Genomic DNA, 23504 nt, shown 5'->3' with positions numbered 1-23504 from the left:
ATAAACAAGATGCCCAGCAGTCATGGGACGGGAGGTTGGTTTTGGATATGAGTGTTAACGAGGAGACCAGGGAAATCCGGCGCAGATCCTGGCGTGATGTCGATCTGCGAGCGGTTGCGCCCTTTGCCGCACTGGCTCTGCTCCTCATCGTGGGCGCGCTGGTCAATCCGAATTTCATCGGCATCACCAACCTTACAAATGTCGCGACCCGCTGCGCCTTCATTGCGATCATCGCCGTCGGCGCAACCTTCGTGATCTCCGCCGGCGACCTCGATCTTTCCGTTGGCTCCATGGTGGCTTTCGTCGCGAGCTTGATGATCCTGCTCATCAATTCCGGCGTCATCGCCGATCCGACACTGATGCTGACGGCAGCTGTCGTCTTCGCCGTGATTGCCGGTGCGCTCTGCGGTCTCGCAAACGGCCTCATCACGACGGTCGGCAAGATCGAACCCTTTATCGCGACGCTCGGTACGATGGGCATTTATCGCGGCCTGACGACATGGCTGTCGCAGGGTGGAGCGATCACGCTGCGCTCGGCAGATATTCAGACGCTCTATCGTCCGGCCTATTTCGGCAATATCCTCGGCATTCCGGTGCCGATCGCCGTCATCCTTGCCGTCACTGCCGTTGCGGCCTTCATTCTCTACCGCACGCGTTACGGCCGCCATGTCGTGGCTGTCGGCTCGAACAGCGACGTTGCCCGCTATTCAGGCATCGCGGTCAACCGCGTGCGGACGATTGCCTTCGTCATCCAGGGTCTCTGCGTGGCGATTGCCGTGTTGCTCTATGTGCCGCGCCTCGGTTCGACCTCGGCAACAACAGGCATCTTGTGGGAGCTGCAGGCGATTACGGCCGTCGTCGTCGGCGGCACGGCATTGAAGGGTGGTGCGGGCCGTGTCTGGGGCACGATCTGCGGCGCCTTCATTCTCGAGCTCGTCGGCAACATCATGCTGCTTTCGAATTTCATCAGCGAATATCTCATCGGTGCGATCCAGGGCGCGATCATCATCATCGCCATGCTGGTGCAGCGGTCGCTGGTCCGCAAATCGTAAGACAAGCCTGCTTCTCGGATTGGCCGGGCTATCCAGGGCACCCGGTTCGGATTGGACAAGTCCCTGATATTTTTGGGAGGAAATAGCATGCGCAAGCTCATGTTGGGTCTGGCTGTTGCGGGGGTGGCTTTTGCCGGCGCAGCCTACGCCCAGGACAAGAATTACACGATCGGCGTGTCCATTCCGGCTGCCGACCACGGCTGGACATCGGGTGTCGTGTTCCATGCAGAACGCGTTGCCAAGAAGCTGATGGCCGAACACCCGGGCCTCAATGTCATCGTCAAAACCTCGCCGGATGCCGCAACGCAGGCAAATGCCGTGCAGGACCTCGACACGCAGGGCATCGACGCTCTCGTCATCCTGCCGTCGGATCCAGATCCGCTCGTCAACGCCATCAAGGAAGTCAAGGGCAAGGGCAAGTTCGTTGCGCTCGTCGACCGCGCGCCATCGAACAACGACAATTCCGTGCGTGACCTCTACGTTGCCGGCAACAACCCGGCGCTCGGCGAGGTCGCCGGCAAGTACATTGCCGAAAAGACTCCGGAAGCTGAGGTCGTCGTCATCCGCGGTCTGCCGATCCCGATCGATCAGCAGCGCCAGGACGGTTTCGACAAGGGTATCGCCGGCTCCAAGGTCAAGGTTCTCGATCGCCAGTATGGCAACTGGAACCGCGACGATGCCTTCAAGGTCATGCAGGACTATCTGACGAAGTATCCGAAGATCGACGTCGTATGGTGCCAGGATGACGACATGGCCGTTGGCGTTCTCCAGGCCATCGAGCAGGCCAAGCGCACCGACATCCAGTATGTCGTTGCCGGCGCCGGCTCCAAGGACATGGTCAAGAAGGTGATGGATGGTGACAAGCTGATCCCGGTCGACGTTCTCTACCCGCCGGCAATGGTCGGCACGGCCATGGAACTGACGGCTGCTGCGCTCTACGATCAGGTTCCGGTTCACGGCAACTACATCCTCGACGCAACGCTCGTCACCAAGGAGAATGCCAAGAACTTCTACTTCCCGGATTCTCCGTTCTGATTGCTGCTTTCACGCATGCGCCCATTCGAGAGGATGGGCGCATTTTTCGTGCCTTCAGACAAGTTGCAGCCGAAATGCGGCACGTACCTCTTGCCGTTCCGCGGCGAGCGTGATTAGGTCCAGACCGCGTTGATTTTCGGCTACCCCGCTAAATCCTTCGCATTGGCGGGGAGGCGCCTTTTCTTTACCGGACGGCGCACTAAGATTTATCGAAAACGTTTACGATCGATATTCAGGGAGGAAACTGACATGAAGACGATCAAGGGACCCGGCCTGTTCCTCGGGCAGTTCGCGGGCGATACCGCGCCTTTCAATTCCTGGGACGCGATCACCAAATGGGCGGCCGACACCGGCTACAAGGGCGTGCAGGTTCCGACCTGGGCAAGCCAGCTCATCGACCTCAAGAAGGCGGCGACGTCAAAGGATTACTGCGATGAATTCGCGGGCAAGGCGCGTGAAAACGGCGTCGAGGTCACCGAGCTTTCCACCCACCTGCAGGGCCAACTCGTTGCCGTTCATCCGGCCTATGACGAAGCCTTCGATGGTTTTGCCGCACCCGAAGTGCGCGGCAATCCGAAGGCGCGCCAGGAATGGGCCGTGCAGCAGGTCAAGTATGCGCTGACCGCTTCCAAGAACCTCGGCCTGAAGGCGCATGCGACCTTCTCCGGTGCGCTCGCCTGGCCCTTCATCTATCCGTGGCCGCAGCGTCCTGCCGGTCTCGTCGAGACCGCCTTCGACGAGCTTGCCCGTCGCTGGAAGCCGATCCTCGATCATGCCGACGAAAACGGCGTCGACGTCTGCTACGAAATCCATCCGGGCGAAGACCTGCACGACGGCATCACCTACGAGATGTTCCTGGAGCGCGTCGGCAACCATCCGCGCGCCAATATGCTCTACGATCCGTCGCACTACATTCTGCAGTGCCTCGACTATCTCGACAATATCGACATCTACAAAGACCGCATCAAGATGTTCCACGTCAAGGATGCGGAGTTCAACCCGACCGGACGCCAGGGCGTCTACGGCGGTTATCAGGGCTGGGTCGAACGCGCCGGCCGCTTCCGTTCGCTGGGCGACGGCCAGGTCGATTTCGGCGCAGTCTTCTCCAAGATGACCGCCAACAACTTCGACGGCTGGGCCGTAGTCGAATGGGAATGCGCGCTGAAGCATCCGGAAGATGGCGCGCGTGAAGGGGCCGAATTCGTCAAGGCGCATATCATCCGCGTGACCGAGAAGGCCTTCGACGACTTCGCGGCCGGCGGCACCGATCAGGCTGCCAACCGGCGCATGCTGGGTTTGTCGTAAGCGGATCGGGATTTCGAGGAGAATATCATGGCAATCGAAGCATCATCCGAACAGACCCGCGAGCCGCGCATCCGGCTAGGCATGGTTGGCGGCGGGGCAGGGGCCTTCATCGGCGCCGTTCACCGCATCGCCGCACGTATCGACGATCAGTATGATCTGATCGCCGGCGCGCTGTCGTCGACACCAGAAAAGGCTGTTCAGTCCGGTCGCGATCTCGGTCTCGATCCGTCGCGCACCTATTCCAGCTATCGGGAAATGGCGATCCGCGAGGCCAAGTTGAAGAACGGCATCGAAGCCGTTTCCATCGTCACGCCGAACCATGTGCATTATGACGCGGCCAAGGAATTCCTGCGCCGCGGCATCCATGTCATCTGCGACAAGCCGCTGACCTCAAACCTTGCCGACGCCAAGAAGCTGAAGAAGGTTGCCGACGAGAGCGGCGCGCTGTTCATCCTAACGCATAACTATACCGGCTACCCGATGGTGCGTCAGGCGCGCGAGATGATTGCCAATGGCGAACTCGGTGATATCCGTATCGTCCAGGCCGAGTATCCGCAGGACTGGCTGACGGAAGCAATCGAGCAGTCTGGCCAGAAGCAGGCTGCATGGCGCACCGACCCGGCCCAGTCCGGCGTCGGCGGCTCAACTGGCGATATCGGTACACATGCCTATAACCTGGCCTCGTTCATCACCGGCCTCGAACTCGACAGCCTTGCTGCAGACCTCGACAGCTTCGTGCCGGGCCGCCGTCTCGATGACAACGCCCATGTGATGCTGCGCTTCAAGGCCAAGGGTTCGGAAAAGCCAGCCAAGGGCATGCTCTGGTGCAGTCAGGTGGCGCCCGGCCACGAGAACGGCCTCAAGGTGCGCGTTTACGGCACCAAGGGTGGTTTCGAATGGGTTCAGGCCGATCCCAACTATCTCTGGTATACGCCGTTCGGCGAATCCAAGCGGCTGATCACTCGCAACGGTGCCGGTTCCGGCGCTGCCGCTGCCCGCGTTTCCCGCGTTCCCTCGGGTCACCCGGAAGGCTATCTCGAAGCCTTCGCGACGATCTATACGGAAGCCGCGCACGCCATCAACGCTCACAAGAAGGGCAAGGCTGTCGATAAGGCCGTGGTCTACCCGACCGTCGACGACGGCGTGAAGGGTGTCGCTTTCGTCGAGGCCTGCGTCGCCTCTTCGAAGCGCAACGGTGCCTGGGTCAAGGTCTGAGTTCTACGCTATCAAGCACGTGTCAAAAAAGCCGGGGCGGTTCGATATCGCCCCGGCTTTTTTCTTTTTTCGGTGATCAGGCGGCGACGGTGGTGCGGCCGCGTTTCAGCAGGTTATCGACGCTGAAGGGGCCGGCGCCAGCGGCGACCAGGTAGAGGAAGACGAAGCAGAACAGGATCGCCGCGACACCGCCGTTCTGCGCGGGGAAGAAGCTCTTCGATGCGTGGCCGATGAAATAGGCAAAGGCCATGAGGCCCGAAAGCACGAAGGCTGCGATGCGGGTCTGGAAACCGATCAGCACCAGAAAGCCGAGCGTGAGTTCGATGAGGCCGGCAATCCAGGACAGCGAGCCGACGGGCGGCACGCTTGCCGCAGCCGGGAAAAGCAGGATCTTCTGCGTTCCGTAGCTGAAAAGCACGAGGGACGAGACGATGCGCAGCAGGCTTAGGAGATGCGGCTGCAGCAGATGGATCGAGGAGAGCATTCGTTTCCTTTCATATTGCGATGCCCTTTTCCGTGTAAGGATCAGGGTTGCGACGGCAAATCACGACTGCTGACATTGGCGTTATGAGATCCGGAAGAGTGGTTTGTGACAGCCTTGCTGTTCTGTCGTCTTTCTTTCTGTAACGTTGCAGTTTTCCGTGCTGCCGGCCTGTACTTTGGGCGCGGGCTTGGTTAAACCCCGCGCAAACGGTCAGTCCACAACTGAGAGATGGGATTTAGAGATGATCGATCCGAAAAAGCTTGCCGACCGCTTCCCCGGTGATTTCACTTTCGGTGTTGCCACCGCTGCCTTCCAGATCGAGGGCGCCAGCAAGGCCGATGGCCGCAAGCCGTCCATCTGGGACGCCTTCTGCAACATGCCTGGCCGCGTCTACAATCGCGATAACGGCGATGTCGCCTGTGACCACTATAACCGGTTGGAGCAGGACCTCGATCTCATCAAGGATATGGGCGTCGATGCCTATCGCTTCTCGATCGCCTGGCCGCGCATCATCCCCGATGGCACAGGCCCGGTGAACGAAGCCGGCCTCGATTTCTACGATCGTCTCGTCGATGGCTGCAAGGCACGCGGCATCAAGACTTTCGCGACGCTCTACCACTGGGATCTGCCGCTGCTGCTCGCCGGTGACGGCGGCTGGACGGCGCGTTCGACCGCTTATGCCTATCAGCGCTATGCAAAGACTGTCATGAGCCGCCTTGGCGACCGCCTCGACAGCGTAGCGACCTTCAACGAGCCGTGGTGCATCGTCTGGCTCAGCCATCTCTATGGCATTCACGCGCCGGGCGAGCGCAACATGCAGGCCGCCCTGCACGCCATGCACTACATGAACCTCGCGCACGGCCTTGGCGTCGAGGCGATCCGTTCGGAGGCGTCTGGCGTGCCGGTCGGCCTGGTGCTCAACGCCTCCTCGATCATTCCGGGGTCTGACAGTGCTACCGATCTCGCTGCCGGTGAGCGCGCGCATCAGTTCCACAACGGCGCCTTCTTCGATCCGGTCTTCAAGGGCGAATATCCAAAGGAATTCGTCGAAGCGCTCGGCGACCGCATGCCCGTCATCGAAGATGGCGATCTCAAGATCATCAATCAGAAGCTCGATTGGTGGGGTCTCAACTACTATAAGCCGGATCGCGTCGCCGACGATGCGAGCCGCGGGGGTGACTTCCCCTGGACTGTGGAAGCACCTCCGGCAAGCGACGTGAAGACGGATATCGGCTGGGAGGTCTATTCGCCAGGCCTCAAGCTGCTCGTCGAGGACCTCTATCGCCGTTACGACCTGCCGGAGTGCTACATCACCGAGAACGGCGCCTGCGACAATACCGGCGTCGTCAATGGCGAGGTCGATGATGTGATGCGCCTCGACTATGTCAGTGACCATCTCAATGTCGTCGCCGATCTGATCAAGGACGGTTATCCGATGCGCGGCTACTTCGCCTGGAGCCTGATGGACAATTTCGAATGGGCGGAAGGTTATCGCATGCGCTTCGGCCTCGTTCACGTCGATTACGAAACGCAGGTTCGTACGGTCAAGAAGAGCGGCAAGTGGTATCGCGAATTGGCGAGCCAATTCCCGAAGGGCAACCACAAGGTCGTCTGAGATCGACAGATTTCCAGCGGGGCATGGGTGCCCCGCCGTTTCAAATCGCGCGTAGCGTTTTTACCGCAGCGAGGCGTTTGCCTCGCGTCATCTTCCGCCCGTCACGGAAGTTCCCGGCAAGCAGCGCAAGCTGCGTCGATCCGGCCAGCACTTCCAACGCCTGCATGGTGTAGAAAAAGCTATCGAACAGACCTGCAGCTGCTCGCAGATAGAGCAGGATTGCCAAGGGCAGCAATATGAGTAGCCCGCTGGCGGCAATGATCTTCATCCGTTTGCGCTTTCTGTCGATAGCCGGCGAATGACGGCCGCGCGCCAGCGAAAAGCCGCTGCCGCCGGTGATTGCCATCGCCGGGATCAGCAGACAGACGCCGGCAAGGATCGCTTTTTTGACCATAAGGACGGCCGCCTCGTTCAGAAGCAGTTCGGAGATCAGCGTTGCGGTCAGAAATCCCGCAATCAGGATCATGGCCAGAGTGCCTGCGCCGGCATGAATGATCGTCTTCATGTCTGCTCCTCGCTTTCCGTGGCGTCGAGCGCCAGCCGTTGGTCGAAACTGTTCAGGAGACTGAGCGCGGTGCGGAGATCCGATGCATCCAGCCCATCGGCAAGTCTGTTGGCCCAGCCGGTATGAAAGTCGGTTATCCGTGCATAGCTTTCCGCGCCTTGTGGCGTCAGTCCATAAAAGGGCGAGCGCTGATGGCGCGGGTTCGCTCGTTTTTCGATGAAACCGTCCTCTTCCAGCTTGTTCACCTGTTTCTGGGCGCCCTGCCGCGTCATGCCCATCATCTCGGCGATGACCGGGACGGCGACGTTTCCGGAAGACAGCGTGATCGCACCAAGCACCTGCCAGCGAGCGCTGGTGAGGTTCAGCGGAGCACCGAGCCGATCGCCGCCATCCAATAGTCGTCCATTGATGCGGAAGACCATCAGCATAATGTCCGTCAGCAGGTCTGCTTCGATCGTGCGCTTCAAAGTTTTCGGCTCTCCATATCGAGTTATGGAAACTAGTTACCATTATTGGAAACTAGTTGTCAATGTGCTGTGGCGTGCGATATTCAAGTAAATCCTGAGCCGGATTCTCGATTGTTCTCATGATTTTAAGCGTTTCTTGACCGTTGCCTGCGAAGATTTCCTGAACGGGGAGTTGTATGAATTGCCGCCAGTCTTGAGGTCTAGAAGCAACGGATCGGGTTTGGGCCGCCATACCACGGTGACCGGCGTGCTTTTTTCCTTTGCGGTCATTGTCGCCGTTGTCACCGTCATGGTGCTGACGGCGCTGGAACGCGTTTCCGAAAATGCCAACATGCTCGACGAAGAGCGTTCGCGCGAAACCACGATCGGTGCACTCAAGACCTTCGAAGATCAGCTTGCCGCCACGCTCGACGATTATGCCGCCTGGGATGACGCGGCTGCCAATGTCTACAAGCCGGATGGCATGGTATGGACGATCAGCAATTACGGTGAGATGTCCGTCAACAGCTCTCTCTTCGACATGGCTATCGTCATCGATGACGAGAAGAAGACCGTCATCGCCTATCAGGACGGCCTGCCCATGCAGAAGCCGGTCAGCGATTTCTTTACCCCGTCCCTCTGGCTGCTTTTGGATAAGGTTCGTGCACCTGACGCCAACGACAAGCCGGAAGCGACCGGCTTCATCAGGACCGAAAAGGGTATCGCGGCTGTCGGCATCGCGCTTGTGCGCGAGAAGTCCGGTGCGCTGGACGCGCCTGCCGGTCAGCATCGCTATCTGATTTTCGCCCGGCATCTCGATGATGCCAAAGTATCTGCTCTCGGCACCACTTATGTGCTGAACGGGTTGCGGCTCGTGCCTGCGGATTCTGTTTCGGCCTATTCCGTCGAGATCGCAGACCCCGCTCGCGCGGTTCTTGCCAAGCTTGTCTGGGTGTCGCGTTCGCCCGGCGATATCGGCTATGCGCAGGTCCGGCCCACGGTCATCCAGGCGCTTGGTCTTGTCGGCCTGTTCTTCGTCGTTCTGCTCATCATCGGCTGGCTGGCCGGGCGGCGCCTGAAGGCGGAGGAAAACAGTGCGCGTGAAGAAGCGCTTCGCGATCGCCTGAGTGGTCTTTCCAACCGCGATGGCTTGAGCCTTGCGGTGGACAGTTTCGTCGCGGAAGCACGGCAGACGAAACGGAACGTCCTGCTGCTCTATCTCGATCTCGACGGGTTCAAGGAAGTCAACGACAGCTATGGCCACGGCACCGGCGACCAGCTGATCCGCGCTGTTGCGGCAGGACTGGACGTGCTGATCCCTGACGATGCCTTGCTCGCGCGCATTGGCGGCGACGAGTTCGCAATCGCTTTCCTTTCGGATGCGGAAAATGCCGCCGCATTGCAGCTTGCGGAGCAGATCCTCGATTTCCTCGCCGAACCCCTGGAGGTCGGTCGGCGGATCGTCGTGGTCGGCGCCAGCATCGGCATCGCCATGTCGCCGCTCGGCTCGATCGATCGCGAAGAACTGGTGCGCCGCGCCGATCTCGCCATGTACAAGGCAAAAGAAGCCGGCCGCGCCCGCATGACGCTCTACGATCCGGCCATGGATACCGATCGCGCGCAGCGCAATGCGCTGGAGCTCGATCTGCGTATGGCGATCGAAAGCGGCGATCTCACGCTTGCCTATCAGCCGCTCGTCGACGCCGCGACGCATGAGATGAATGGCGTGGAGGCACTGGTACGCTGGAATCGGCCTGGCCACGGTCCGGTTTCGCCTGAGGTTTTCATTCCGATCGCAGAGACCAGCGGCCTCATCGAATCCCTCGGGCTATTCGTGCTGCGCAAGGCCTGCGAAACGGCAAAACAGTGGCCGGAGCTGAAGATCTCGGTCAACGTTTCACCGGGCCAGTTCCGTAATCCGGCCTTCACCGATTATGTTCGCTATGTGCTGAAGCAGACGGAGATCGAGGCGAGCCGCGTCACGCTGGAGATCACCGAAGGCTACATGATCCAGAATCCGCAGCGCACGCGCCAGTCGATCGAGCGACTGAAGTCGCTCGGTGTCAAGGTGGCGCTCGACGACTTCGGCTCCGGCTTCTCTTCGATCGGCTACCTGCGGCAGTTCGGCTTCGACCGCATCAAGATCGACCGCTCGCTGGTGACTGACATTACCGGCAACGGCCGGCAGCGGGAAATGCTGCAGGCGACGGTCGCACTTGCTCGCGCGCTGGATATTCCCGTCACCGCCGAAGGCATCGAGACGGAGGAGCAGGCGATCGCGCTTCGCCTCTTTGGTTGTGACAGCCTGCAGGGCTATTTCTTCGGCAAGCCGATGGCTGCCGACCAGATCAACGAGCTGTTGCAGGAACGCCGTGAGGTTCAGCCGCAGCGCCGCCTTGCCCGTTAAAAGTCCGCCTTACGTGCCGATATGCTTCTGGCCGCGCTTCTTAGCGAGCGCGATCTGGTGCTGGCGTTGACGATAGCGCAGGCGGTCTTCTTCGCTGCGCGTATGGTAACAATTGCTGCAGGAAACGCCTTCCTCGTAGTAGGGCGAGGTGACCTCTTCTGCCGTGATCGGGTTGCGGCAGGCGTGGCAAAGTTTGTGCTCGCCTTCCTTCAGGCCGTGCTCGACGGAAACGCGCTCGTCGAAAACGAAGCAGGCGCCGTCCCACAGGCTTTCTTCCTGCGGCACTTCTTCCAGATATTTCAGGATGCCGCCCTTGAGGTGATAGACCTCATCGAAGCCCTGTTCCTTCATGAAAGCCGTCGCCTTCTCGCAGCGGATGCCGCCGGTGCAGTACATGGCGATCTTCGGCTTGTTGTGCAGGCCGGGATTGTTGCGCACCCAGTTCGGAAACTCGCGGAAAGTCTTGGTCTTCGGGTCGACCGCGCCGCGGAAGATGCCAATCGCCGTCTCGTAATCGTTGCGGGTGTCGATGACGATCGTGTCGGGATCCGAGATCAGCGCATTCCAGTCGCTGGGATCGACATAGGTTCCGACCACCTTGTTGGGATCGATGTTCTCGACGCCCATCGTGACGATTTCTTTCTTCAGCTTCGCCTTCATGCGCAGGAACGGCATTTTGGAAGCGCGGCTTTCCTTATGCTCCAAGGCAGCAAATTCCGGCTGGGTGCGCAGGAAGGAGAGGACGGCATGAATGCCGGCGTCCGGTCCAGCAATCGTGCCGTTGATACCCTCATGGGCAAGCAGAAGCGTGCCCTTCACGCCATTCTCCTCGCAGAGCGCCTGCAACGGCGCCTGCAGGCTCTCGAAGCGCGGCAGGGATACAAAATGATAGAGCGCTGCCACGAGGAAGGGGCTTGTTTGGGTCGCATTGTCGGTCATGCGCGTGGAAATACAGAATATGCGGCCCCTGCGCAATGACATTACGCAAGGACGGCACTATGGGATTGTGGCTTATCCGCGCGCCTTCCACTCGGCGTAGGACCGCATGCCAAACGCAGCATCCGGCTCTTCGTCGAGCACGTTCAGGAATTCGATCGAATGCCCGTCGGGATCGTGGAAGTAGAGCGACAGCGCCGGCATCCAGCCGATGACGATCGGTTCGGTGATCGGCTCGCCGTGAAAGCCGGGCAGCTTCAGGCCCTTGTGGATCAGCAGCGCCGGCGCCCGCATCATTTCCTCCTGCGACAGGCGGAAGGCCATGTGCAGACGCATCTTCAAAGGGCCGGTACCGGTTTCCCAGAGGCCGAGCATGGCGTTCTTCTTGCCGTTCACCCAGAAGAAGGCGATGCGGCGCTCGGGAAATTCGGCGGCGAGCTCCAGGCCCAGAATATCGCGGTAGAACGAAATGGAAGTCTTCAGATCGGCGACGGTGAGATGGGTTTCGTAGATGCCCTGGATTTGCGGCGTCGTGGCGTTGTCGGCAGACATATCTTCCTCAGCGGGTTCATTGACCGGCTGAGGCTAGAACCTCAACCAATGTTGAGGTCAACAGGGCAAATGCGTCAATTGCGGATCGAGACCCAGAGCAGCTCGAGACGCTGCGCTTCCTCATCCGGCTCATCGCTGTAGAGTGTTTCGGCGCCTCGTAGCGCCTCGCGCCGGTCCTCCTGCTGGCGGAAGATGATGGCATCCAGCAGATGGGCGAGGTCGTCGTTGCGGGTGAAGAGCTGCGGCTCTGCCTCCACAAGGCCTGAAAGCACAGAGAGATCGTTGATATGCCCGAGGCGTTCGACGAGGTCCTTGGCGAAGTCGCGCTTGACCTTCATCGCGCTCGGCCAGAGATCACCCAGAAGCGCGTGATAGAGCCGGTAGTCATAGGTGCGCTTGCGCAATTCGTGAAAATCTTCAGCCGCTGCATCCTCGTGGCAGGCATCCAGCGCCTCCCTTGCACGCGATGCCGTCCGGCGCCAGCTCTTTGCCAACATGCGGGCATTCTTGCGGTGGCTCTTGTCGAAGGTGATATCGTCGAGTGCTGCGATCGCCTCCCGCAGCGTGCCGGCGGTATCATGCAGCCGCTGCTCGAGGTCGCTTTCGGCTTCCGCCATCCAGTCGCGACGCGCTTCCAGAATGGACACGATGCGACCGAGCGCCTCCGCCTCTTCCACGTTTCGAGCATTCTCCTGCAGGTAGCGGCCGGTGCCGACGATTGCTGCGGCATTGCGGATGGCCGAGAGCGACCTTGCAGTGTCCCTCAGTCGGGCATTCTCCCGCTTCTGGAAATCCGGCGCTTGGCGGGACACGAGGCGATAGAGCGAACGCAGCCGCTTCATATTCTTGCGGAAAGAGTGGATCGCCTCGTGGGTGCCTTCCGGCCGTTTCTCGAGAACGGTGATGGCACGCGTGAGCTGTTCCACGGCCGCGCTTTGGAACTCGTCCGTAAAGTCGGCCTCAGGCCGTATGCGATAGCCCATGCCTGTCGTGCTCGAATTCTGTGGCAAGTGCCTGATTGGAGTAGCGGAAGTCACCTGTTACCTCGCGGCCGATCCAAGCCGGCAGGGAGGGATTGTCGGTCTCGGCCTGCATCTCGACCTCGGCTATAATGAGGCCGCGATGGGCGCCGGCGAAGACATCGACTTCCCAGACGAAACCTTCGTGGGGCACGCGGTAACGCGTCTTTTCGATGACGATGCCGATGGCGTTTTCGAGCAATTCCTCGGCGTCAGAGACGGGGATCTCATATTCGAATTCGTCGCGGGTAAGGGTGCTCCGGCCGATCTTCAGCGTTAACCGCGCGGTCTTTTCATCCGATATGCGGACGCGTACTGAGCGGTCGTCCATCGAGGCGATATAGCCTTGTTTCAGGACCGATTTCGACTGAACTGCGGAGCGCCATGCATCGCTGCGTACGAGGAACTTCCGTTCGATCTCTTTCGCCATACGAATGAACCTTTTGTGACGATTGCGGTACGGTAACCCAATTTATAGTGATTTAATACCCGTCTTGTCGCGCAGGATGGTTTTATCTCGACAAGCCTTTATGAGGGCGTTATTCGAAACTCGATTTCAATCGTTTCAAGGAAACTGTGGCCATGGGCGAGAAGACAGAGAAACTCCTTTCCATCCTGAAACTCCAGCCTGTCGTTCCGGTTCTTATCGTCGATGACGCGAAGTCGGCCGTGTTGCTTGCGCGCGCTCTTGTCGCCGGTGGTCTCAAGGCCATCGAAATCACCATGCGCACGCCGGCCGCTCTCGATGCGGTGCGCGCCGTTGCTGCTGAAGTGGAAGGCGCGGAAGTCGGCGCCGGCACGATCCTGAACGCTGCTCATTGGGAAGCCGCGGTGCAGGCAGGTTCCAAGTTCATCGTCAGCCCCGGCACGACCCAGGAGCTTCTGGATGCCGCCGCCGATTCTCCGGTGCCGCTGTTGCCGGGTGCAGCGACCGCAAGCGAGGTCATGGCGCTGCGCGAAGAAGGCTACCAGGTTCTGAAGTTCTTCCCGGCCGAGCAGGCCGGCGGTGCCGCCTATCTGAAGGCGCTGTCCTCGCCGCTGTCAGGCACGCTTTTCTGCCCGACCGGGGGCATCTCGCTGAAGAATGCCAATGACTATCTTTCTCTGCCGAACGTCATCTGTGTCGGCGGTTCGTGGGTCGCGCCGAAGGAATTGGTCGCGGCAGGCGACTGGGCAGGTATCACCAAGCTCGCTTCGGAAGCTTTCGCGCTGAAGGGTTGAGCTCTCGAGACTTGCCGGTTTTGAACGCTGACAGATTTTGAACGAGGGTGGCCGCGCCGCCCTCGTTTGTATTTCGGCAGTCGCAAACCTATGTTCTCCTCCAGCCTCTAAAACACGGAGAAGATGAGGACATGTTCGACGCGAAGAAACTACTCGACCAGCTTCTGGGATCTCAGGTGCCGGGTGTGGGCGGCAGTGTGCGCGACCGGGCGGGCGATGCGATCCAGATGGCGAAGGACAATCCCTTGAAGACTGGCGCGCTTGCCGCCGTCCTTCTGGGCACCAAGGCCGGCCGCAGCATCGCGGGCAATGCCATCACCATCGGCGGTCTCGCAGCCATTGCCGGTCTCGGCTACCAGGCCTGGAAGAACTATCAGGCCGGACAGGCGCCTGCAGCACCGTCAGATGCGCCGACGGCCAACAATCCCGTGCTCCTGCCGCCGCCTGCAGAATCCGGTTTCGGCTCGGCTTCACCCGCGACCAGCAATGAATTCGTGCTCGTCCTCATCCGCGCCATGATCGCCGCCGCCAAGGCCGACGGCCATATCGACGATGCGGAGCGCGCCCTCATCATGGACAAGGTCAAGGCGGCCGATGTCAGCGGGGAGGCCGCGACCTTCATCGAGCACGAGCTTTCGGAGCCGACGGATATCGATGCGCTTGTCGCAGCCGCCGTTACCGAGGAGCAGAAGGTCGAACTCTACACCGCCTCGCGCCTGACGATCGAGCCGGACTCGCGTGCCGAACGCGGCTATCTCGATCTGCTCGCCGGCAGGCTGGGTCTTCCCGATCAGCTTGTCGATCATATCGAGGCGACGGTTTCTTCCGCTAAGGTCACTTTGTCCCAATAGCATCGCGATTCCAGCAGTATCAGGGCCGGTTGCCTTTGCGAGGCGGCTGGCCTATTCCACTCCCGGACAAGAGGAGTGAGCATGTCCATGAGCCCGGAAAGCCGTTCGCAGGCAATTGCAGCCGCTATCATTCTGGTTTGTGCTGGGCTGGTGATCTATTTCCTGCCGACCATCGTGTTGTGGATCGGCAGTTTTTCGCCGACATTGGCCGTCATCGTCGGCGTCTGCCTGTTGATGTGCTTCTTCGGCATATTCTGGCTGCGGGCGCGCTATCAGCGCAGCAAGAAGCTCTGAGAGCCTATCCCTGCAGGGAGGCTCCGAGCAGCAACACACCCATCAGGATCACGAGGATTGCGCCCAGTATCTCGATCGCATTGCCGATCCAGACGGAGGCTGACGAGCCGCGACCGGAGAGGCGCACAGCAGTACTTTTGGCAGTGACGGCAAGTGTGGCGAGAACCGCAACCGTAATCGCGGTGCCGAGCGACATGGCGACGACCGAGAGCACGCCGCCGAGATAAAGCCCGTTCAGCAGTGAGAAGGTCATGACCAGCAATGCGCCGGAGCAGGGGCGTAAGCCCACGGCGATGACAGCCGACCAGGCTTCGCGCATGCTGAACTTGTCGCCGCTGACGAGCGAAGGATCGGGCACATGGGCGTTGCCGCAGGTCTCGCAGATCATGCCGGGCACATAGGTGTGGCCGCGCTCGACCGCCTGCGCCTTGCCGTTAAAGCTGAAATCGGCGCTCTGGCGCTCGGCGGCATTATCCTTCCAATTCAGCATCATGCTGACGGGGCCGGCTGGCGTTGCCATCAGCTGCCGATGCGGCCAGCTGCCGGCGATCGAGCGCAGCTTGCGAAAAAGCAGCCAGCCGCCGAAGAGGATGACCATCACGAAGCTGGCAATTTCCATGGCCTGTGTTGCCATGGTCAGCGTGATGCCGGTGCCACGCAACACCAGCCAGGCGCCGCCGACGAGCACGACGGCCATGACGCCCTGGACGAAGGCGGAGATGAAGGAGATGACGACGCCACGTCGAAGCTCGACTTCGTTGGCGATCATGTAGGACGAGATGACGGCCTTGCCGTGGCCGGGGCCGGCGGCATGAAAGACGCCATAGGCAAAGGAAAGACCGATCAGCGAAGAGAGCTGCCAGGGATCCTGCCGCATGGCTTTCAGCGCATTGGTCAAGGCGCGGTAGAAGGCCTGCTGCTCGTAGTTGACATAGAGAAAAAGAGGCTCCAGCGGCCCGCCCGTCGGCTGGAAGCTCGGTTCCGCCGTGCCGATACCGAGCGGCGATTGGGCGTGGGCGGCGGCAGCCATGATGGCGAGCGCGAGCAGGGCGAGAGGCAGGCGTTTTGTCAGCATGTGATCTCCAGCCGCGTGGCGAAGAGCTTCGACATATTGGTGCCGGTCGGATCGTTGAAGAATGCGTCGGTCAGCGATTGCTTGTTTTCCGAGATCACCTCGTCCGCATCCGGGCGCACGACCGCGTGCTTGCAGGACTGGAAGTTGGTGCCGACCATGGCAAGCTCGTCGTCGGTCGGAAAATCGATTGAGGTGTAGAGCGTCGGGTCGTAGACGCCGAAGGTGAGCTTGCCCTTCAGCGGCATCTTTTCGACCGGCTTGACGGCGAAGAACATCAAGAGCTGGCCGTCCTTGTAATCGACATGGATGATGTCGGGCTTCTGGACGGTGATGTTCTTCCCGTCGATCGTCAGGTTCATGTAATAATCATAATCGGCAAGCGAATCCCGGACGGTCTTGCCGACCTCGGCAAGTTCGCTCGGCTCCAGCTTCAGATCGGTGTTCTTGTCGAAATCCATGACGACCGAGGAGGAGAAGACCTCGTCGAAACGCCAGACGTTGCGCAGTTCCTGAATGCTGCCGTCAGGTGCTGCGACCACTTCCAGTCGGGCCTCCACGAAAATATGCGGATGGGCGAAGGCGGTGGCGGGGGCCAGCGAAAGAAGCCCAGCCGTCAGAAATGTCGATCTTTTCATGCTTACCCGCTGCCCCTGTTCGGTTGGGGTGATTTGTCACCAGAAAATGGGACGGAATTGGGACCGTCCCTGCGACGCTTGGGCGCGCATCCCGTTCGCGTCAGGGATGTTTCTTGAACCAGTTGTGGAGGTAATCCACGAAGATCCTCACCTTTGCCGGCAGATAACGCCGGTGCGGATAGACGGCATAGATGCCGCGGTCGGTCGGAATATAATCATTGAACAACGTCACCAGCCGGCCGTCCTCGATCGGCTTGCGGGCGATAAAGTCAGGAATCAGCGCAATACCGATCCCCGACAGCGCGGCGCGCAGCGTGGCATGCGGGCTATTGACTTCCATCGGCCCGGAAACGGCAACCGCAAAGGAGGTGCTGTCGGGATTGTAGAAGCGGATGCTTGCCTGGCTGCGGGAATTGGTGTCGATGATGAAAGGCACATTGGAGATATCGCTCGGGTGCTCGATATTGGGATACCGCTCCAGGAATTCCGGCGTGGCGCAGATGTGCACGCGGAAATCGGAGATCTTGCGGGCGATCATGCCGGAATCTTCAAGCTTGGTGACGCGGACCGCAACGTCGAAGCCTTCCTCGATCAGGTCGACGAAACGGTCGTCGGCGGCGATCTCCAGCTGCAGGTTCGGATTTTCCTTGGCGAAATCGATCAAGGACTGGCCGACATCCGCATCGACGAAGGTGCGCGGCACGGAGACCTTGAGGCGGCCCTTCAACTGTGCATTGTTCTCGCGCACGAGATCGGCGAGGTTGTCGATCTCCTTCAGGATGTCGGAAGCGGTACGATAATATGTGTGGCCGGCCTCGGTCATGGAGAACTGCCGGGTGGTGCGGTTGAGCAGCAGAGCGCCCAGTTCGTCTTCCAGTTCACGCACGTATTTCGAGAGCAGCGCCTTGGAGCGCCCCGTACGCCGTGCCGCGGCGGAAAAGCCTTCTGCTTCAACAACATCGATGAAGGCACGGATGCGGGTCAGGGTGTCCATAAGCGGTGCTCCAAATCTGTTGAAGGAGGTTGAACAAATTGTCCCTCATCGTTCAATTATTTTTTGGGCGGTGGCGCAAAATTTCTCTTGATTGTGAAGGCAAATATTCTTATTTCCCATTCAGCCCAAAGTCGCACGTGCCCATGGGTGTCCGCCGAACCCTCGAATTGGTGAGGAAATCGGTAAGGTACCTGGAATTAACCCCTCCAGTCGCTATTCCGGCCAACCGGAAAATGCGAGGACGCCTGAAGCAACGACGGTGCGGGCCTTTTTGTTCTCTCCCTGCTTTCCATCAGCGGGGGTTACTGAAGAGGCACACCTTCATTGCCGGAAGTGCGGCAGGGATATTCCCTCCAATCCATGGCAGACAAAGCCGAACCTATACCGCATTTGCGGCGTTGGTTCATTACTTGCGCGTCGAGCGTCGTCAAGGATCCGGGGTCTCCACCGGCTGGTTCCTGAGCGATTCCCGCACGCCCTTTGTCCTCCGGTTCACGCCGGAGCTCTGGAATTGGAAGAGGGAATCGATATGACCACCCAGCGCATCCGCGACTTTCTCGCAACCCGACGTCCCGACGGTCCCTGCCTCGTGGTTGACCTCGACGTCATCAGCGACAATTTCCACGCCTTCCGTCACGCCATGCCGGACAGCGCGATCTACTACGCCGTCAAGGCCAACCCGGCCCCGGAAGTGCTGAAGCTGCTCGCGGGCCTCGGCTCCAATTTCGATTGCGCGTCCGTCGCAGAAATCGAAATGGCGCTCGAAGCCGGTGCGACTGCAGCTCGTATTTCCTACGGCAACACGATCAAGAAGGAACGCGATGTCGCCCGCGCCCATGCGCTTGGCGTCAGCCTCTTTGCCGTCGACAGCCACGAAGAAGTCGAGAAGATTTCCCGTGCGGCTCCAGGCGCTCGCGTTTTCTGCCGCGTGCTGACCGATGGCGAAGGTGCCGAATGGCCGCTGTCGCGCAAGTTCGGCTGCGTTCCGCAGATGGCCGTCGACGTTCTCGTCTACGCTCATCAGCTCGGCCTACAGTCCTACGGCGTCTCGTTCCATGTCGGCTCGCAGATGATTAAGGTCGATGCCTGGGATTCGGCCCTTGCCGATGCCAAGCGCGTCTTTGTCCAGCTTGCCAAGCAGGGCATCCACCTGCAGATGGTCAACATGGGCGGTGGCTTCCCGACCAAGTACCTGCGCGACGTTCCGTCGGCAGAAGCTTACGGCAAGTCGATCTACCAGGCGCTGCGCACGCATTTCGGCAACCAGATCCCGCAGACGATCATCGAGCCGGGTCGCGGCATGGTTGGCAATGCCGGCGTCATCAAGGCTGAAGTCGTGCTGATTTCCAAGAAGTCTGATAATGACGACGCCCGCTGGGTTTTCCTCGACATCGGCAAATTCGGCGGTCTCGCCGAAACCATGGACGAGGCCATTCGCTACCCGATCCGCACCGAGCGTGACGGCGACGAGATGGAGCCCTGCGTGATCGCCGGCCCGACCTGCGATTCGGCCGACGTGCTGTACGAAAAGAACCTCTACCCGTTGCCGATCTCCCTGACGATTGGCGACGAGGTTCTGATCGAAGGCACCGGCGCCTATACGACGACCTACTCGGCGGTCGCTTTCAACGGCTTCGAGCCGCTGAAGGCCTACGTCATCTAAGGTCCTGTTTCTGCCAGCCCCGTAATCAGCCGGGGCGGCAACTTCACAATTTCCAGTCATCACCGCTGATAACGGTATTGGGTACGGGAGGCCAAGATGGCCGCTGTTCTTGATTCTGTCCGCGCATTCTTTGCGCCTGTTGCTTTCACCATCGACGTGGAAAATCCGTCCGACGTGGTCGCTCGCGAGAGCCTGCTCGATCGCGTCATGGGGCCGGACCGTCGCAAGAAGTCGTCGGAAATGATCCGCCGTAACCGCGTTCCGGCCGAGGGCCTGGCGCTGGTCGCGCGTGACCGTGACGGCCGTGTCATCGGCACGGTACGCCTGTGGAACGTCGAAGCCGGCATCAACTATGAAGGCTCGCCGCTCGACGCACTGCTGCTCGGCCCGCTCGCTGTTGACGGCAAACATGGCGGTAAGGGTATCGGCTCCGCGTTGATGCGGGCGGCGATCCTCGAAGCAAAGAAGCGCGGCCACGGTGCAATCCTGCTCGTCGGCGACGCGGATTATTACGAGCGTTTCGGCTTCTTCGCCGAAAAGGCTCGTCACCTTGTCATGCCCGGCCCCTTCGAACGTTCGCGCTTTCTGGCGCTTGAACTTGTTGAGGGCTGGCTTGGCGGCGCGGCTGGTATGATCGTCCCTTCGGGACGCATGCTGGCCGGCGCGCCGGTCCGGAAGGCGGCCTGATCGACAAAGCCTCTCCCATTCTCTGAACTGACCCCCCGAAAGTTGGACAACAACCTTCGGGGGTCAGTTCATTCTCCGGGAGGGGCTTTTTGTTTCGGGCTATCGTCTGGGGATCAGGGAGCCGTTGCCTGTATCCGGCCATTGTCAATCAGCCAGCGGACGGCTTCCTGCACGGCCTGCAACGAGCTGTGCCGCGGTGTGAAGCCAAGCAGCCGGCGGGCCTTTTCCATCGAGCAATTGGGGCTGCGGGCAATGTGTTCCCAGGTAGCTCTCGCTTCTTCCGGGATCTGTTTTTCCGCCCAGGCGTCATAGGCGAGGAATTCCAGCTTCGCTTCCTGGCCAAACCATGCGGCCATCGCCTCAGCATAACCTCGTAGCGTGATTGCCTTTTCCGAAACCGCATGGAAGGCCTCGCCGATCGCGGCCTGCGGCTTGGCAATGGCGGCCATGAAGAGTTCGGCAATGTCGTCGGCATGGACGTGATGTACGGTTTCCATGCCGAAATTCGGCAGGGCCAGTGTTTCGCCGCGCGCCAGTGTCGTGAAAACATTGGGATTGAAGTGACCTGCCGGGTTCAGAGGGCTCCAGCCGGGACCGACGATATGGCCGGGATGGATGAGGGTTGCGGGGAAGTTCCTCTCCCGCACCATCCGCAAGAGATAGGTTTCGATTGCCGCTTTCTTCACGCCGTAGTCGCCGAAGGGCTTCTTCGGCGTCTCCTCGGGCGTCGGGACGACGGTGGAGAAACCATGTGTCCAGATCGTGCCGGTGTGAAGGAAATGGCCGACATGGCCTTCGAGGGCGGTTGTCAGCTGTTCGTTGCTGTCAGGCGTGAAGCAGATCATGTCGATGACGATCTCGCCATTCAGCGCACGGATCTCATGGCCGAAGCGGCCTTCGGCCTCGAGCGCTGCGCGATCCATGCGTCTGATATCGACGCGGCTCCACGCTTCACTCGTCTTGTAGGGCGCGGCAGCGCCGCGGCTGATCGCCACCACTTCATGGCCGGCCTCGACGAGGCGAGGCACGAGATAGGTGCCGACATGTCCTGTTGCTCCGATGACGATCACGCGGGCCATGCTGTCTCCTCCAGATGCACATATGGGCTGGTCATGCGCAGTATGTCGTGCCGCTTCGCGGGACTGCAAGTGGCCGGTGCGCGGATCATAAAGTTTCACGTCCGCGTGAATCGCCGGTCTCCGCTGCTGATTTCGCCGCCCAGTTGCGCTAGCTCATCGCTCCATGATCAAGCGCCTTGCTCTCTTCCTTCTTCTGCTGCTCGTCCCCATTGCCGCTGCCGCTCAGCAGGCGGCAGGCTCCGTCCCAGCTCTTCTGGACAGCCTCGGAAGTCGGGACGAGCTGAGGCCGCTGAAAACCGTCGTTGTCGCTCGTGATGGGCGCGTGGTGGCAGAGCATGGCTATCGCGGCCACACGCCATCGGAATCGACCAATATCAAATCCGCCTCGAAATCGATCATTTCGGCGCTGGTCGGGATTGCCATCGGCAAAGGCCTGCTGGAAGGACCAGACCAGAAGATCGCGCCGATCCTGAAGGCGGATCTGCCCGTTCGTCCGGATCCTCGCCTCAACGAGATCACGGTCGGCAATCTTCTCTCCATGCAGGCGGGGCTGGATCGCCTGTCGGGGGCGAATTACGGCCGCTGGGTTTCCTCTCGCAACTGGGTGCGCTTTGCGCTGTCGCAACCTTTCACCGATCAGCCGGGCGGGGAGATGCTGTATTCCACCGCCTCCACGCATCTTCTCTCCGCCATTCTCACCAAGGTCGGTGGCAAGTCGACGCTGGCGCTGGCGCGGGAATGGCTCGGTCCTGTCGAGGGTTTCCGCATCGGTGCGTGGGAGCGTGACCCGCAGGGCATCTATCTCGGCGGCAACCAGATGGCGATGAGCGCCCGATCCCTGCTTGCCTTCGGCGAGCTCTACCGCAATGGCGGGCGCACGGCCGATGGCAAACAGGTGGTTCCGGCGGACTGGGTCGCCCAGTCCTGGCGGTACCGCACCAATTCGCGCTTCTCCGGCGACGAATATGGCTATGGCTGGTTCATGCGGCGGATCGGCGGAGAAAAGGTGCATTTCGCCTGGGGCTATGGCGGACAGATGCTTTATATCGTTCCGTCGCTCAACCTCACCGTGGTCATGACGTCGGAAGAGAGCGGCCCTTCCGCCCGCAACGGCTACCGCGATTCGCTGCACGGCCTGCTGGCAGACATCATCAGCACAGTACGGGCAACCTGACGCAGAAAACGAGACGTCGTTAAATTTTTAGCGAAGCGTCCAATCAAACTGCAAATCGCTTCCTGTAGGGTTCGCCGCGTGGGACTTCGGGATAGGCTCGATGCTGCTGGATCTGCGGACAATCTATTTCATCGTTGCTGTGAGCTGCGTCGTTTTGAGCGCTCTGCAGTTTGCCGCCTATGCGACGGGCCGCTTCGAAAGCTGGCCGCTCTGGTGGGGCACGAGCAACCTGCTCGTCGGTATCGGTTCATTCCTCGTCGCGCTACGCAATCTCGTGCCCTATTATGTCTCTATCGATGTGGGCAATGTGCTGACCATTGTCGGCTACATGCTGATGTTTTTTGCGGTGCGCGCTTTTGCCCGCCATCCCATCCACCGGCGTTATTTCTGGATCGTGATCGTCAGCGCCAGCATGCCGGTGGCGCTTTTCATCAGCGATCCCTCAGCGATATCTGAACGCCTGCTCTATGTCTCGGTGATCTGCTGCCTTTGCGATCTCACCATCGTCAGGGAGGCCGCAGGCATCGCCCGCCGTGAAAGGCTCTATTCGGCGGCCATTCTTTGCGGGCTCTACGTTGTCACTGCAGTCATCTTCGCGGTTCGCAGCTTTCTGGCCGCCACTGGTGATATCGGCGGGCCGGATCCCTTCGGCGGCAGCGTGATCCATAGCTGGATGGCGGTATCGGCGGTGGCCTTCATCATGCTGCGCAGCATGGCGATGGTGCTGATGGCGGCCGAGCGGAGCAGGAACCAGCTCATCGAGCTTGCTCATCACGATCCGCTGACAGGCACGCTCAACCGTAGCGGCCTTGCCCGACATGTATCGTTGCTCGGCGTTCACCCGGTCTCGCTGCTCATCATCGATATCGATCATTTCAAGCAGTTGAACGACCAGCACGGTCATGCCACTGGCGATGAGGTGTTGCGGCTCTTTGCGACAGTGTCGAAGGGTATCATGCGCCCCGGCGATCTGCTCGCCCGGCAGGGCGGGGATGAGTTCCTCGTCGTTCTCAGGGATGCCGATCAGGAAGAAGCAGTCGCGATCGCCAACCGTATTCGCCTCTCCTTTGCGGCAGCCGTGATGGAGATGCCAAATCTGGCGATCTTTCCGACACTCAGCATCGGCGTCGCCACGCGTCAGGAAAACAGCGTGGATTTTGAGCGAATCGTGCAGAAGGCGGATGAGGCGCTTTATCGTTCGAAACGCGAAGGCCGCAACCGCGTCGAGGCGTCAGCGGAAAACCAGCAGGCTGCTTGAGC

At 60.3% G+C, this 23504-nt stretch carries 24 protein-coding genes; 13 read left to right on the top strand and 11 right to left on the bottom strand.

Annotated elements, in window-relative coordinates:
- The first annotated feature begins 47 nt into the window (after window positions 1-47).
- From FHT87_RS24625 to FHT87_RS24610, 4 genes are all read left to right on the top strand, one after another.
- On the top strand, window positions 48-1052 hold the full coding sequence (locus FHT87_RS24625) for an ABC transporter permease (protein WP_183805419.1): 1005 nt from the start codon (window positions 48-50) through the stop codon (window positions 1050-1052).
- A gap of 87 nt (window positions 1053-1139) precedes the next feature.
- Window positions 1140-2087: a substrate-binding domain-containing protein gene (locus FHT87_RS24620; protein ID WP_183805325.1), complete on the top strand. Its 948-nt coding sequence runs from the start codon at window positions 1140-1142 to the stop codon at window positions 2085-2087.
- 249 nt (window positions 2088-2336) lie between these two features.
- The gene (locus tag FHT87_RS24615; RefSeq protein ID WP_183805323.1) at window positions 2337-3392 is read left to right on the top strand and encodes a sugar phosphate isomerase/epimerase; all 1056 of its coding nucleotides are present in this window, start codon (window positions 2337-2339) and stop codon (window positions 3390-3392) included.
- Window positions 3393-3419: 27 nt separating this feature from the next.
- Window positions 3420-4607: a Gfo/Idh/MocA family oxidoreductase gene (locus FHT87_RS24610; protein ID WP_183735361.1), complete on the top strand. Its 1188-nt coding sequence runs from the start codon at window positions 3420-3422 to the stop codon at window positions 4605-4607.
- Window positions 4608-4683: 76 nt separating this feature from the next.
- On the opposite strand, the gene FHT87_RS24605 is transcribed toward FHT87_RS24610, so the two are convergent.
- A complete protein-coding gene (locus FHT87_RS24605; protein ID WP_183735360.1) occupies window positions 4684-5091 on the bottom strand; it encodes a DoxX family protein in 408 nt (135 codons plus the stop codon).
- Between the two features lie 241 nt (window positions 5092-5332).
- On the opposite strand from FHT87_RS24605, the gene FHT87_RS24600 reads away from it, so the two are divergent.
- A complete protein-coding gene (locus FHT87_RS24600) occupies window positions 5333-6706 on the top strand; it encodes a GH1 family beta-glucosidase (RefSeq protein ID WP_183805321.1) in 1374 nt (457 codons plus the stop codon).
- A 40-nt stretch (window positions 6707-6746) separates the two neighbouring features.
- On the opposite strand, the gene FHT87_RS24595 is transcribed toward FHT87_RS24600, so the two are convergent.
- Together FHT87_RS24595 and FHT87_RS24590 are read right to left on the bottom strand one after the other, a co-directional pair.
- Window positions 6747-7211: a hypothetical protein gene (locus FHT87_RS24595; protein WP_183805319.1), complete on the bottom strand. Its 465-nt coding sequence runs from the start codon at window positions 7209-7211 to the stop codon at window positions 6747-6749.
- Window positions 7208-7678 carry a MarR family winged helix-turn-helix transcriptional regulator gene (locus FHT87_RS24590; RefSeq protein WP_183805317.1) on the bottom strand — a complete coding sequence of 157 codons (471 nt, stop codon included), beginning with the start codon at window positions 7676-7678 and terminating at the stop codon, window positions 7208-7210. The genes FHT87_RS24595 and FHT87_RS24590 overlap by 4 nt, the downstream gene beginning before the upstream one ends.
- Window positions 7679-7859: 181 nt before the next feature.
- Between FHT87_RS24590 and FHT87_RS24585 the strand changes: the two genes are divergently transcribed.
- Window positions 7860-10064, top strand: a complete 2205-nt coding sequence (locus FHT87_RS24585) for an EAL domain-containing protein (RefSeq protein ID WP_183805315.1) — start codon at window positions 7860-7862, stop codon at window positions 10062-10064.
- Window positions 10065-10073: 9 nt separating this feature from the next.
- On the opposite strand, the gene FHT87_RS24580 is transcribed toward FHT87_RS24585, so the two are convergent.
- The 4 genes from FHT87_RS24580 to FHT87_RS24565 form a co-directional block, all read right to left on the bottom strand.
- On the bottom strand, window positions 10074-11003 hold the full coding sequence (locus FHT87_RS24580; protein ID WP_183805313.1) for a rhodanese-related sulfurtransferase: 930 nt from the start codon (window positions 11001-11003) through the stop codon (window positions 10074-10076).
- 72 nt (window positions 11004-11075) lie between these two features.
- Window positions 11076-11552: a VOC family protein gene (locus FHT87_RS24575; protein WP_183805311.1), complete on the bottom strand. Its 477-nt coding sequence runs from the start codon at window positions 11550-11552 to the stop codon at window positions 11076-11078.
- A gap of 74 nt (window positions 11553-11626) precedes the next feature.
- Complete coding sequence (locus FHT87_RS24570) at window positions 11627-12535, bottom strand: CHAD domain-containing protein (protein ID WP_183805309.1); 909 nt, start codon at window positions 12533-12535, stop codon at window positions 11627-11629.
- Complete coding sequence (locus FHT87_RS24565; protein WP_183735348.1) at window positions 12513-13001, bottom strand: CYTH domain-containing protein; 489 nt, start codon at window positions 12999-13001, stop codon at window positions 12513-12515. Before FHT87_RS24565 ends, FHT87_RS24570 begins: the two co-directional genes overlap by 23 nt.
- A 152-nt stretch (window positions 13002-13153) precedes the next feature.
- Between FHT87_RS24565 and FHT87_RS24560 the strand changes: the two genes are divergently transcribed.
- From FHT87_RS24560 to FHT87_RS24550, 3 genes are all read left to right on the top strand, one after another.
- On the top strand, window positions 13154-13792 hold the full coding sequence (locus FHT87_RS24560) for a 2-dehydro-3-deoxy-phosphogluconate aldolase (protein ID WP_183805307.1): 639 nt from the start codon (window positions 13154-13156) through the stop codon (window positions 13790-13792).
- Between the two features lie 131 nt (window positions 13793-13923).
- Complete coding sequence (locus FHT87_RS24555; protein ID WP_183735345.1) at window positions 13924-14643, top strand: tellurite resistance TerB family protein; 720 nt, start codon at window positions 13924-13926, stop codon at window positions 14641-14643.
- Between the two features lie 87 nt (window positions 14644-14730).
- Complete coding sequence (locus tag FHT87_RS24550) at window positions 14731-14937, top strand: hypothetical protein (protein ID WP_183735468.1); 207 nt, start codon at window positions 14731-14733, stop codon at window positions 14935-14937.
- A gap of 4 nt (window positions 14938-14941) precedes the next feature.
- Here the strand turns inward: FHT87_RS24550 and FHT87_RS24545 are convergent, their stop codons facing one another.
- The 3 genes from FHT87_RS24545 to FHT87_RS24535 form a co-directional block, all read right to left on the bottom strand.
- Window positions 14942-16012 carry a nickel/cobalt transporter gene (locus tag FHT87_RS24545; RefSeq protein WP_183805305.1) on the bottom strand — a complete coding sequence of 357 codons (1071 nt, stop codon included), beginning with the start codon at window positions 16010-16012 and terminating at the stop codon, window positions 14942-14944.
- A complete protein-coding gene (locus FHT87_RS24540) occupies window positions 16006-16647 on the bottom strand; it encodes a DUF1007 family protein (RefSeq protein WP_183735342.1) in 642 nt (213 codons plus the stop codon). The genes FHT87_RS24545 and FHT87_RS24540 overlap by 7 nt, the downstream gene beginning before the upstream one ends.
- 100 nt (window positions 16648-16747) lie before the next feature.
- Window positions 16748-17641: a LysR family transcriptional regulator gene (locus FHT87_RS24535; protein WP_183805303.1), complete on the bottom strand. Its 894-nt coding sequence runs from the start codon at window positions 17639-17641 to the stop codon at window positions 16748-16750.
- Window positions 17642-18170: 529 nt separating this feature from the next.
- On the opposite strand from FHT87_RS24535, the gene odc2 reads away from it, so the two are divergent.
- Window positions 18171-19304: an ornithine/lysine decarboxylase gene (gene odc2 / locus FHT87_RS24530; protein ID WP_183805301.1), complete on the top strand. Its 1134-nt coding sequence runs from the start codon at window positions 18171-18173 to the stop codon at window positions 19302-19304.
- Between the two features lie 96 nt (window positions 19305-19400).
- A complete protein-coding gene (locus FHT87_RS24525; protein ID WP_183735339.1) occupies window positions 19401-19991 on the top strand; it encodes an N-acetyltransferase in 591 nt (196 codons plus the stop codon).
- Between the two features lie 113 nt (window positions 19992-20104).
- Here the strand turns inward: FHT87_RS24525 and FHT87_RS24520 are convergent, their stop codons facing one another.
- Entirely contained in the window at window positions 20105-21070 is a 966-nt protein-coding gene (locus tag FHT87_RS24520; protein ID WP_183735338.1) for an NAD(P)-dependent oxidoreductase, read from the bottom strand.
- A 163-nt stretch (window positions 21071-21233) separates the two neighbouring features.
- Between FHT87_RS24520 and FHT87_RS24515 the strand changes: the two genes are divergently transcribed.
- Both FHT87_RS24515 and FHT87_RS24510 read left to right on the top strand, forming a co-directional pair.
- Window positions 21234-22244 (top strand): serine hydrolase, encoded by a 1011-nt coding sequence (locus tag FHT87_RS24515; RefSeq protein ID WP_183735337.1) that lies wholly within the window; start codon window positions 21234-21236, stop codon window positions 22242-22244.
- 100 nt (window positions 22245-22344) lie between these two features.
- The gene (locus tag FHT87_RS24510; RefSeq protein ID WP_183735336.1) at window positions 22345-23502 is read left to right on the top strand and encodes a GGDEF domain-containing protein; all 1158 of its coding nucleotides are present in this window, start codon (window positions 22345-22347) and stop codon (window positions 23500-23502) included.
- The last annotated feature ends 2 nt before the right edge of the window (window positions 23503-23504 follow it).

The sequence above is a fragment of the Rhizobium sp. BK316 genome (assembly GCF_014193695.1).
Classification (GTDB): Bacteria; Pseudomonadota; Alphaproteobacteria; order Rhizobiales; family Rhizobiaceae; genus Rhizobium.
Note: the sequence above shows the minus strand (reverse complement) of the source record. Positions and strands in the feature narration are given on the sequence as shown.

What these genes read in the sequence shown, in the direction of transcription:
- FHT87_RS24580 (WP_183805313.1), bottom strand. Translation starts at nt 11,003, where the DNA reads ATGACCGACAATGCGACCCAAACAAGCCCCTTCCTCGTGGCAGCGCTC.
- FHT87_RS24535 (WP_183805303.1), bottom strand. Translation starts at nt 17,641, where the DNA reads ATGGACACCCTGACCCGCATCCGTGCCTTCATCGATGTTGTTGAAGCA.
- FHT87_RS24560 (WP_183805307.1), top strand. Translation starts at nt 13,154, where the DNA reads ATGGGCGAGAAGACAGAGAAACTCCTTTCCATCCTGAAACTCCAGCCT.
- FHT87_RS24615 (WP_183805323.1), top strand. Translation starts at nt 2,337, where the DNA reads ATGAAGACGATCAAGGGACCCGGCCTGTTCCTCGGGCAGTTCGCGGGC.
- FHT87_RS24595 (WP_183805319.1), bottom strand. Translation starts at nt 7,211, where the DNA reads ATGAAGACGATCATTCATGCCGGCGCAGGCACTCTGGCCATGATCCTG.
- FHT87_RS24625 (WP_183805419.1), top strand. Translation starts at nt 48, where the DNA reads ATGAGTGTTAACGAGGAGACCAGGGAAATCCGGCGCAGATCCTGGCGT.
- FHT87_RS24545 (WP_183805305.1), bottom strand. Translation starts at nt 16,012, where the DNA reads ATGCTGACAAAACGCCTGCCTCTCGCCCTGCTCGCGCTCGCCATCATG.
- FHT87_RS24570 (WP_183805309.1), bottom strand. Translation starts at nt 12,535, where the DNA reads ATGGGCTATCGCATACGGCCTGAGGCCGACTTTACGGACGAGTTCCAA.
- FHT87_RS24540 (WP_183735342.1), bottom strand. Translation starts at nt 16,647, where the DNA reads ATGAAAAGATCGACATTTCTGACGGCTGGGCTTCTTTCGCTGGCCCCC.
- FHT87_RS24525 (WP_183735339.1), top strand. Translation starts at nt 19,401, where the DNA reads ATGGCCGCTGTTCTTGATTCTGTCCGCGCATTCTTTGCGCCTGTTGCT.
- FHT87_RS24510 (WP_183735336.1), top strand. Translation starts at nt 22,345, where the DNA reads ATGCTGCTGGATCTGCGGACAATCTATTTCATCGTTGCTGTGAGCTGC.
- FHT87_RS24555 (WP_183735345.1), top strand. Translation starts at nt 13,924, where the DNA reads ATGTTCGACGCGAAGAAACTACTCGACCAGCTTCTGGGATCTCAGGTG.
- FHT87_RS24575 (WP_183805311.1), bottom strand. Translation starts at nt 11,552, where the DNA reads ATGTCTGCCGACAACGCCACGACGCCGCAAATCCAGGGCATCTACGAA.
- FHT87_RS24605 (WP_183735360.1), bottom strand. Translation starts at nt 5,091, where the DNA reads ATGCTCTCCTCGATCCATCTGCTGCAGCCGCATCTCCTAAGCCTGCTG.
- FHT87_RS24565 (WP_183735348.1), bottom strand. Translation starts at nt 13,001, where the DNA reads ATGGCGAAAGAGATCGAACGGAAGTTCCTCGTACGCAGCGATGCATGG.
- odc2 (WP_183805301.1), top strand. Translation starts at nt 18,171, where the DNA reads ATGACCACCCAGCGCATCCGCGACTTTCTCGCAACCCGACGTCCCGAC.
- FHT87_RS24520 (WP_183735338.1), bottom strand. Translation starts at nt 21,070, where the DNA reads ATGGCCCGCGTGATCGTCATCGGAGCAACAGGACATGTCGGCACCTAT.
- FHT87_RS24610 (WP_183735361.1), top strand. Translation starts at nt 3,420, where the DNA reads ATGGCAATCGAAGCATCATCCGAACAGACCCGCGAGCCGCGCATCCGG.
- FHT87_RS24600 (WP_183805321.1), top strand. Translation starts at nt 5,333, where the DNA reads ATGATCGATCCGAAAAAGCTTGCCGACCGCTTCCCCGGTGATTTCACT.
- FHT87_RS24620 (WP_183805325.1), top strand. Translation starts at nt 1,140, where the DNA reads ATGCGCAAGCTCATGTTGGGTCTGGCTGTTGCGGGGGTGGCTTTTGCC.
- FHT87_RS24515 (WP_183735337.1), top strand. Translation starts at nt 21,234, where the DNA reads ATGATCAAGCGCCTTGCTCTCTTCCTTCTTCTGCTGCTCGTCCCCATT.
- FHT87_RS24550 (WP_183735468.1), top strand. Translation starts at nt 14,731, where the DNA reads ATGAGCCCGGAAAGCCGTTCGCAGGCAATTGCAGCCGCTATCATTCTG.